Origin of the sequence: Acinetobacter sp. NIOH-H-8 (assembly GCF_046635365.1) — a bacterium.
In the GTDB taxonomy this organism is placed as follows: domain Bacteria; phylum Pseudomonadota; class Gammaproteobacteria; order Pseudomonadales; family Moraxellaceae; genus Acinetobacter.
Window position 1 is genome coordinate 1 of record NZ_JBHDVN010000300.1, and the last position, 405, is coordinate 405.

General features: G+C 50.9%; 1 protein-coding gene. It reads right to left on the bottom strand.

The features are described 5' to 3' along the window. A partial coding sequence (locus tag ACEWB7_RS18340) for a peptidylprolyl isomerase (protein ID WP_411581139.1) occupies window positions 1-358 on the bottom strand: 358 nt, incomplete at its 3' end. Window positions 359-405 lie beyond the last annotated feature (47 nt).

The window sequence follows — 405 nt, forward strand, 5'->3', positions numbered from 1 at the left end:
AGCCCCAGCCCTGCAGACTTTCGCCGGAGAAGTTCAGGAAGTCGTTGTCTGCCACGTTGATGAAGAATTGCGCGGTAGCCGAATGTGGTGCCTGAGTACGCGCCATCGCCAGCGTACCACGGGTATTTTTCAGACCATTGTTGGCTTCGTTTTTGAGCGCCTCGTTGGTGGCTTTCTGTTTCATGCCCGGCTCAAAGCCGCCGCCCTGAATCATAACACCGTTAATCACACGGTGGAAAAGGGTGTTGTTGTAAAAACCTTCGCGGCAGTAGTCCAGGAAGTTTTTAACTGTTTCAGGCGCTTTATCATCAAAGGTTTTGATTACGATATCGCCGTGATGAGTGTGGAAAGTAACCATTTTTGCATCCTGTTCCAAGAGAGTGGTGCTTTAGCCCGCAATGGGGC